We start from the raw sequence: 6,254 nt of genomic DNA, 5'->3' as shown, positions 1-6,254 counted from the left end.
GGTTTTGAATAAGAAAAATTCCGGTTCAGGACCAACATTCATTGCCGTGTAGCCCATTTCTTCCGCTTCTTTAAGCGCACGCTTCAAAATACCGCGCGGGTCGCCTGCGAACGGCGTGCCGTCAGGCATATAGATATCACAAATCAGACGAGCAACACGGTCTTGTGTCACCCATGGGAAAATAACCCATGTGTCCAGATCCGGGTAAAGATACATGTCAGATTCCTCAATACGAACATAACCTTCAATGGAAGATCCATCGAACATCATTTTATTATCGAGCGCTTTCTCAAGCTGGCTTACCGGAATTTCGACATTCTTGATCGTTCCAAGMAAATCGGTAAATTGCAAACGGATGAAACGTACATTCTGTTCTTTGGCAATTGCTTTGATGTCCTCTTTAGTGTAACCCACACTATCATCTCCTTTGTTTGCGTTTCAGTATGCTTGTTATTGTAGCAAGACTATCGCTTGTTTAAGAAGCGAGTCAGTTGTCCTTGGATCAATGACGCTTGACCGCCCGGTCTCTTCTCAAGCAACTGCTGCTTGAGCATGCGGTGAAGCTGCGCGTCCGAAAGCTCGCGCCGCTTGACCTCGGATTGCTCGCTTACGATTGTTGCATCGTCCGATTCCTTTGAAACCGGATTCATGACTTGCTTAATGCCGGCGATGTTAACGCCCTTCTCGATCAATGATTTAATTTCTAGTAGCCTCTCAACGTCATTAAATGAAAACAATCGTTGATTCCCTGCTGTTCTTGCAGGCACGATCAGTTCATGCTGCTCGTAATAGCGGATTTGGCGGGCCGTTAAATCCGTAAGCTTCATTACGATGCCAATCGGAAATAATGCCATATTTCTGCGAATATCATCAGCCATGTCGCATCAACCTTCCAGTCGCTCTTTTATATGTTCATTTTAACGTTGCACCCGAAACGTGTCAAGTTATGTAAGGTTTAATCACAATTAATCCTTTCGAAACAAGTTGTTTCAATGCGGTTAAAACGCCGTATTTGGCATGGGCATAAGTAAGTCCCCCCTGCATGTAGGCAATATACGGGTCACGTATCGGAGCGTCTGCGGATAACTCAAGGCTGCCGCCTTGAATGAATGTACCGGCCGCCATGATGACGGCATTCTCGTAGCCCGGCATATCCCAAGGCTCTGGTACGACATGCGAGTCAACTGCCGCTGCTTGTTGAATACCCTGAACGAATGAGATCAAATGCTCGGCTTGTCCGAATCGAACCGCTTGGATCAGATCGGTACGCGGTTCGTCCCAGCGAGGTTTCGTCTCGAAGCCTAGTTGTTCGAATAAGGCTGCCGCCAGAACACTGCCCTTCACAGCTTGTCCGACCAAATGAGGCGCTAGGAATAAACCTTGATACATAGGACGCAGCGTGCCTAACGTTGCTCCGACTTCGCCTCCAATACCTGGGGCAGTTAACCGGAAAGAAGCAGCTTCTACGGCTGCTGCCGTACCCGCAATATATCCGCCGGTTTCGGCCAGCCCTCCGCCGGGATTTTTGATTAGCGAGCCTGCCATCAGATCAACGCCGACTTGGGTCGGTTCCAGCAGCTCGGTAAATTCGCCGTAGCAGTTATCGACAAATACGAGCAGGTCGCTCTTAAGCGCTTTTACTCGGCTAACGATATCCCCTATTTCGGACACCGTAAAAGAAGCTCGCCAGCTATATCCGCGCGAGCGCTGTATACCGATTACTTTCGTCTCGGGCTTGATCGCCGCTTCAATCGCCGGCCAATCCAGCCCGCCATCCTCTAGCAGCGCCACCTCATTATAGATGACTCCCCAATCCTGCAGCGAGCCCTTGCCGTCTCCCGGCTTGCCAATGACTTTGTGCAGCGTATCATAAGGCTTGCCTGTAACGTAAAGCAACTCATCGCCAGGCCGAAGCACTCCGAATAAGGCACAGCTTATCGTATGCGTGCCCGATACAAAGTGAGGTCGTACCAGCGCCGCTTCAGCGCCTAGCACATCGGCGTAGACAAGATCAAGCACTTCCCTGCCGCGATCGTTATAACCATATCCGGTCGATCCGTTAAAATGAAAATCGCTCACTTTATGGCGCTGGAAGGCTTGAATAACTTTCCACTGATTTTGCTCAGCTATTCGCTCGATTCGGCGAAAGGCGGAATTCGCGTTAAGCTCCGCCGCCTCCGCAAGCTCTTCAAGCTGCTTCCAAACTTTTTGTTCATCCTGATGCTCTTGAACCACTGCTATCTTCTCCTCTTCCACTTACAACCTAATTTTCGTTACTTCACATATGCCTTGAGCGGCTGTCCGTGAAGCGAGTATTGCTGTCTGCTTACTTGAACAGTCAGACTTAAGCTGTCTTCCCCAACCTGCTTATCCACAACCTCGCCGCTGCGGTAAGCAAGAGCAATCAAATCCCCTCGCTCAGCCGGTAATACGAAGACTAGCGTATCGCCCGTCAGCTTATCTTGGATTGCCTGCCGCAGCAGCGCAAGATCATCTGCCTCATAGGCGCTTATTACAATATTATCGCCGGATGTACGCGGCAGAGCATGAATAATATTGTTATTATCTGCAAGAAATAAATCTCTTTTGTTATACAATCTAATCTGCGGCTTGCCAGCAGAGCCCAGCTCCTCTAGTATACGATCAACGACAGCAATCTGCTCATCACGCATAGGCGAGTTGCTGTCTATTACATGCAGGACGAGATCAGCTTCATTGACCTCCTCCAATGTAGCACGGAACGCAGCAACAAGATCATGCGGCAAGTTTTGAATAAAACCTACCGTGTCGGTCAATATAACCTCTCGCCCATTCGGCAGACCAAGTATACGCGATGTAGGATCGAGAGTTGCGAACAGCTGATTCTCGACGTAGACATCCGCATTCGTTAGCTCTCGCAACAAAGTCGACTTGCCTGCGTTCGTATAACCGACGAGGGCTACTTGCGTTACGCCAGCCTTCTTGCGACGCTCGCGGTGCAGCTTGCGATGGCGCACGACTTCCTCCAGCTGTGCCTTCAAATCTGCGATTCGTCCCCGAATATGCCTGCGGTCCATCTCCAGCTTCGATTCACCCGGTCCACGCGTGCCAATGCCTCCGCCTAGTCTCGACAGATTGCGGCCATGGCCGGACAACCGAGGCAACAAATAACTGAGCTGCGCCAGCTCCACTTGAATGATGCCTTCTCTGGTCTTCGCCCGTCCGGCAAAAATATCAAGAATAAGCTGCGTACGGTCTACGATCTTGAGGTCAAGCGACTCTTCGAGATTCCGCACCTGAGCGCCGGACAGCTCTTGGTCGAAGATGGCGGTAGTAGCCCCAAGCTCTTCTGCGGCCGCCTTTACCTCTTGCACTTTGCCTTTGCCGATAAACCATCTGGAATCGGCACTATCTTTATTTTGTTTAATCGTCGTCAGTACTTCTACGCCAGCTGTCTCCGCTAATTGGATGAGCTCCTGCAAGGAATGCTCCGGATCGCCGCCGGATCGTTTACCTTCTGAGGTGACGAGCGTAATTAGGATCGCTTTTTCATGCAAGCCGGTGTTCGTATCATAGGTTTTTTCGCTCATATCGTGCTCCTCTTGGGAATCGTCGCTTACGCTTTCGTCTCCCATCTCAGATCCTCTGGACGTATGGTCATTAATTCCTGCTTGCCGGGAATAGAGTTGGCATATTGACTAAGAAGCCGCACCGCCTGATAGCGAATCGCCTTCTCGATCGTATTGCGCACATATCTCGCGTTGCTGAACGAAAACATGGCATTCAGCTTCTCTTGCATGAGATGCTGGCGGAGCTTGAATATTGACTGAGGCTGCATCATATAATCCCGATCCTTAGCCATCATTTCGGCTATCTGAACGAGTTGATCGATCGTATAGTCGGGAAATTCGATCTGGATCGGGAAGCGTGACGGCAAGCCGGGATTCGTTAACAAGAAGTTCTCGATCTCAGCCGGATAGCCGGCGAGTATAAGGACGAATTGATTCCGATGGTCTTCCATCGCCTTGACCAAGGTATCAATCGCTTCCTTGCCAAAATCCTTCTCCCCGCCTCGCGCAAGACTATATGCCTCATCGATAAACAGAACGCCGCCAATCGCCTTACGTACGAGATCACGTGTCTTCTGTGCCGTATGGCCGATATATTCGCCTACCAGGTCGGCACGCTCAACCTCGATCAAATGGCCTTTCGTCAGCACTCCCATCTTCTGCAGGAGCTTTGCCACGATGCGGGCGATTGTCGTCTTGCCGGTACCGGGATTGCCTTTAAAAATCATATGGTACACATGAGAGCCACCGAATAAGCCCGCCTCAGAGCGCATTCTGCTCACATATAGGAGCGCGTATATCTCATATACTAACGATTTGACGTTATCCATACCGACCATTGGTTCAAGCTCTTTCTGAATATCGGCAAAGTGATCCACGCTAGGCAGCGGCTTGACCGCCAGCTGCGGCTCCGGCTCGTAGACTTGCGCTGCTGCCGCTCCTTGAACAGACTCCTGCCCTCGAAGTACAACGTTAATTTGGCGAGACGGTCTAGTAGATCCGCTGCTCGTGCCCGTTACAACATGTCCGTTCATCTGTCGCATCACCAATCCTTTCAGGTGCAAGGTGAAACGGCTATCGCCGTCCTTTGGCGGCGAGGCGCGTTTCATTCCGGAGAAATATAGGCATAAGGATAAGAGTGAAACTTATACTTTGCTATATTTTAAACGGTAAACGGCCATCGCCTTATGGCAGCGTCTGCCCGCACTACAAGCTTATTCTAGCTTGGCTGCGCTTATTAGCAGATTTACAGCATCGGATCAGGTGAAATAAATCCGAACAGCAACAGTATCGAATCGAGCTTCCATTTCGTAAAAGCGAGCACTTCGCGCGATTCGTTATAGACCGGGTTCAGCACTTCAGACTTCGTACCCGCAACCTGCGCATCGGCGAACTTCAAGTGTTTAGCGATTGAAGCCGCTCTGGCCGCATGATAATCATGCGTAATAATGATGACGCTGGAATAGTTATGGTCATTTGCAATAGCTTGGCTATTGCGCAAGTTTTCATACGTACTGTGCGACTTGTCCTCTAGCAACAGCTTGTCGCTTGTTATACCTTTTGCCAAAAGATAGTCCCGCATACCTTCAGCCTCTGACTTCACTGCACCGTTCGCGTCATGGCCGCCCGATAATATTAGAAAATCTACCTTACCCTCTGCATACAAACTGTAAGCGTACTCGAGCCTTTCACGAAGCGCAGGACTCGGAGCATCTCCCCACATCGCAGCGCCTAGCACAATACCGGCATCTGCTTCTGCTAAGTTATCGTTAACGTGGTTATTTATTAACCACAACAAATAACCGCACCATAGAACCAAAGCGACTAACAGCCACGCGGACAAACGAAACAAGAGCAGCCACGGCCGAAACTTGTTCGTTCGTTTGCGTGGTCTGCTCTTCTTCTGTGCAGCTGCCCTCATGATTCACTTAACTCTCCGGCACGCTCCATCAAGCTCTTCCGATGCTTGAGGCTCAGCGTGAAATACCGGAACCTGCCGTTGCGGATGCTCGACAGCAAGCGTCCTGCCGTCTTGCGCGCAAGCGCAACATCCTTGTTGTTCACATCGCCGGATTTATGTGCGTCCTCCAGCTCATCCTCATCCATGAGGAAAACCTCTCCGCTTGGCAGGACAACGACGTCCAAATAGAGGTCATCGAACCACGGTACTTGTTGATCGGTCAATCCTTGCGTCTTGCATACGTCGATATACCATTGCACGACTCGGCCCTTATCATCGAACATCGTCGTTACGACGAAATGTTCGCCCTTGGGAAAGTGCTGCATCCACAAATACCCGCGATCCGCTAAGCAATAACGACGGCCGTTATACTCTTTCCACAGCGGCTCGCGCAGCTCGTGTATGCGGTAAAACGTTACAAGGCCCTTGAACTCATCGCCATCCAGCGCTAGGCATGAATAGCTCTTGCGCAAAATGCGCCTCCAGTTGGCCCGGTCAGAAAATTTTCTCTTCATGCGGAACGTACCTTTCCGTTCATTTGGGAAAAGCCCGCAAATCAATGCGAATGCTCCTCTTTTCTCATGATCCATCTTGCGCGCACCATACGACCATCAACAATGAATTTACACTATAAAAAAAGATTACCATATCTTAACGCTCTTCTCCAGCAGACTATGAAAATAAACCAAGCTTTCAATTTAAAAAACGAAAATCGCCGTCCACAAAGGACGACGATTCCGCAAACT

General features: G+C 50.0%; 7 protein-coding genes. All 7 read right to left on the bottom strand.

The features are described from left to right. Positions 1-414: glutamine synthetase beta-grasp domain-containing protein (locus AB4Z33_RS25625; RefSeq protein ID WP_442052606.1), on the bottom strand; the 414-nt coding region annotated here is incomplete at its 3' end. A gap of 50 nt (positions 415-464) precedes the next feature. After that, positions 465-878, bottom strand: a complete 414-nt coding sequence (locus AB4Z33_RS25620) for a MerR family transcriptional regulator (protein ID WP_337101424.1) — start codon at positions 876-878, stop codon at positions 465-467. Between the two features lie 61 nt (positions 879-939). Further along, positions 940-2,235: a methionine gamma-lyase family protein gene (locus tag AB4Z33_RS25615; protein WP_442052605.1), complete on the bottom strand. Its 1,296-nt coding sequence runs from the start codon at positions 2,233-2,235 to the stop codon at positions 940-942. 38 nt (positions 2,236-2,273) lie between these two features. After that, a complete protein-coding gene (gene hflX / locus AB4Z33_RS25610; protein ID WP_442052608.1) occupies positions 2,274-3,569 on the bottom strand; it encodes a GTPase HflX in 1,296 nt (431 codons plus the stop codon). A gap of 26 nt (positions 3,570-3,595) precedes the next feature. After that, on the bottom strand, positions 3,596-4,582 hold the full coding sequence (locus tag AB4Z33_RS25605; protein WP_442052604.1) for an AAA family ATPase: 987 nt from the start codon (positions 4,580-4,582) through the stop codon (positions 3,596-3,598). 212 nt (positions 4,583-4,794) lie between these two features. Next, positions 4,795-5,469, bottom strand: coding sequence for a YdcF family protein (locus AB4Z33_RS25600; RefSeq protein WP_442052603.1), 675 nt, complete (start codon positions 5,467-5,469; stop codon positions 4,795-4,797). Continuing rightward, a complete protein-coding gene (locus AB4Z33_RS25595) occupies positions 5,466-6,023 on the bottom strand; it encodes a DUF402 domain-containing protein (RefSeq protein WP_337101429.1) in 558 nt (185 codons plus the stop codon). Before AB4Z33_RS25595 ends, AB4Z33_RS25600 begins: the two co-directional genes overlap by 4 nt. Between the last annotated feature and the right edge of the window lie 231 nt (positions 6,024-6,254).

The organism is Paenibacillus sp. 2TAB19, from assembly GCF_052115185.1.
In the GTDB taxonomy this organism is placed as follows: Bacteria; Bacillota; Bacilli; order Paenibacillales; family Paenibacillaceae; genus Pristimantibacillus.
Note: the sequence above shows the minus strand (reverse complement) of the source record. Positions and strands in the feature narration are given on the sequence as shown.

Bases quoted from the DNA above. Each gene is read 5' to 3' on its own strand.
- AB4Z33_RS25620 (WP_337101424.1), bottom strand. From the start codon at position 878: ATGGCTGATGATATTCGCAGAAATATGGCATTATTTCCGATTGGCATC.
- hflX (WP_442052608.1), bottom strand. From the start codon at position 3,569: ATGAGCGAAAAAACCTATGATACGAACACCGGCTTGCATGAAAAAGCG.
- AB4Z33_RS25605 (WP_442052604.1), bottom strand. From the start codon at position 4,582: ATGAACGGACATGTTGTAACGGGCACGAGCAGCGGATCTACTAGACCG.
- AB4Z33_RS25600 (WP_442052603.1), bottom strand. From the start codon at position 5,469: ATGAGGGCAGCTGCACAGAAGAAGAGCAGACCACGCAAACGAACGAAC.
- AB4Z33_RS25595 (WP_337101429.1), bottom strand. From the start codon at position 6,023: ATGAAGAGAAAATTTTCTGACCGGGCCAACTGGAGGCGCATTTTGCGC.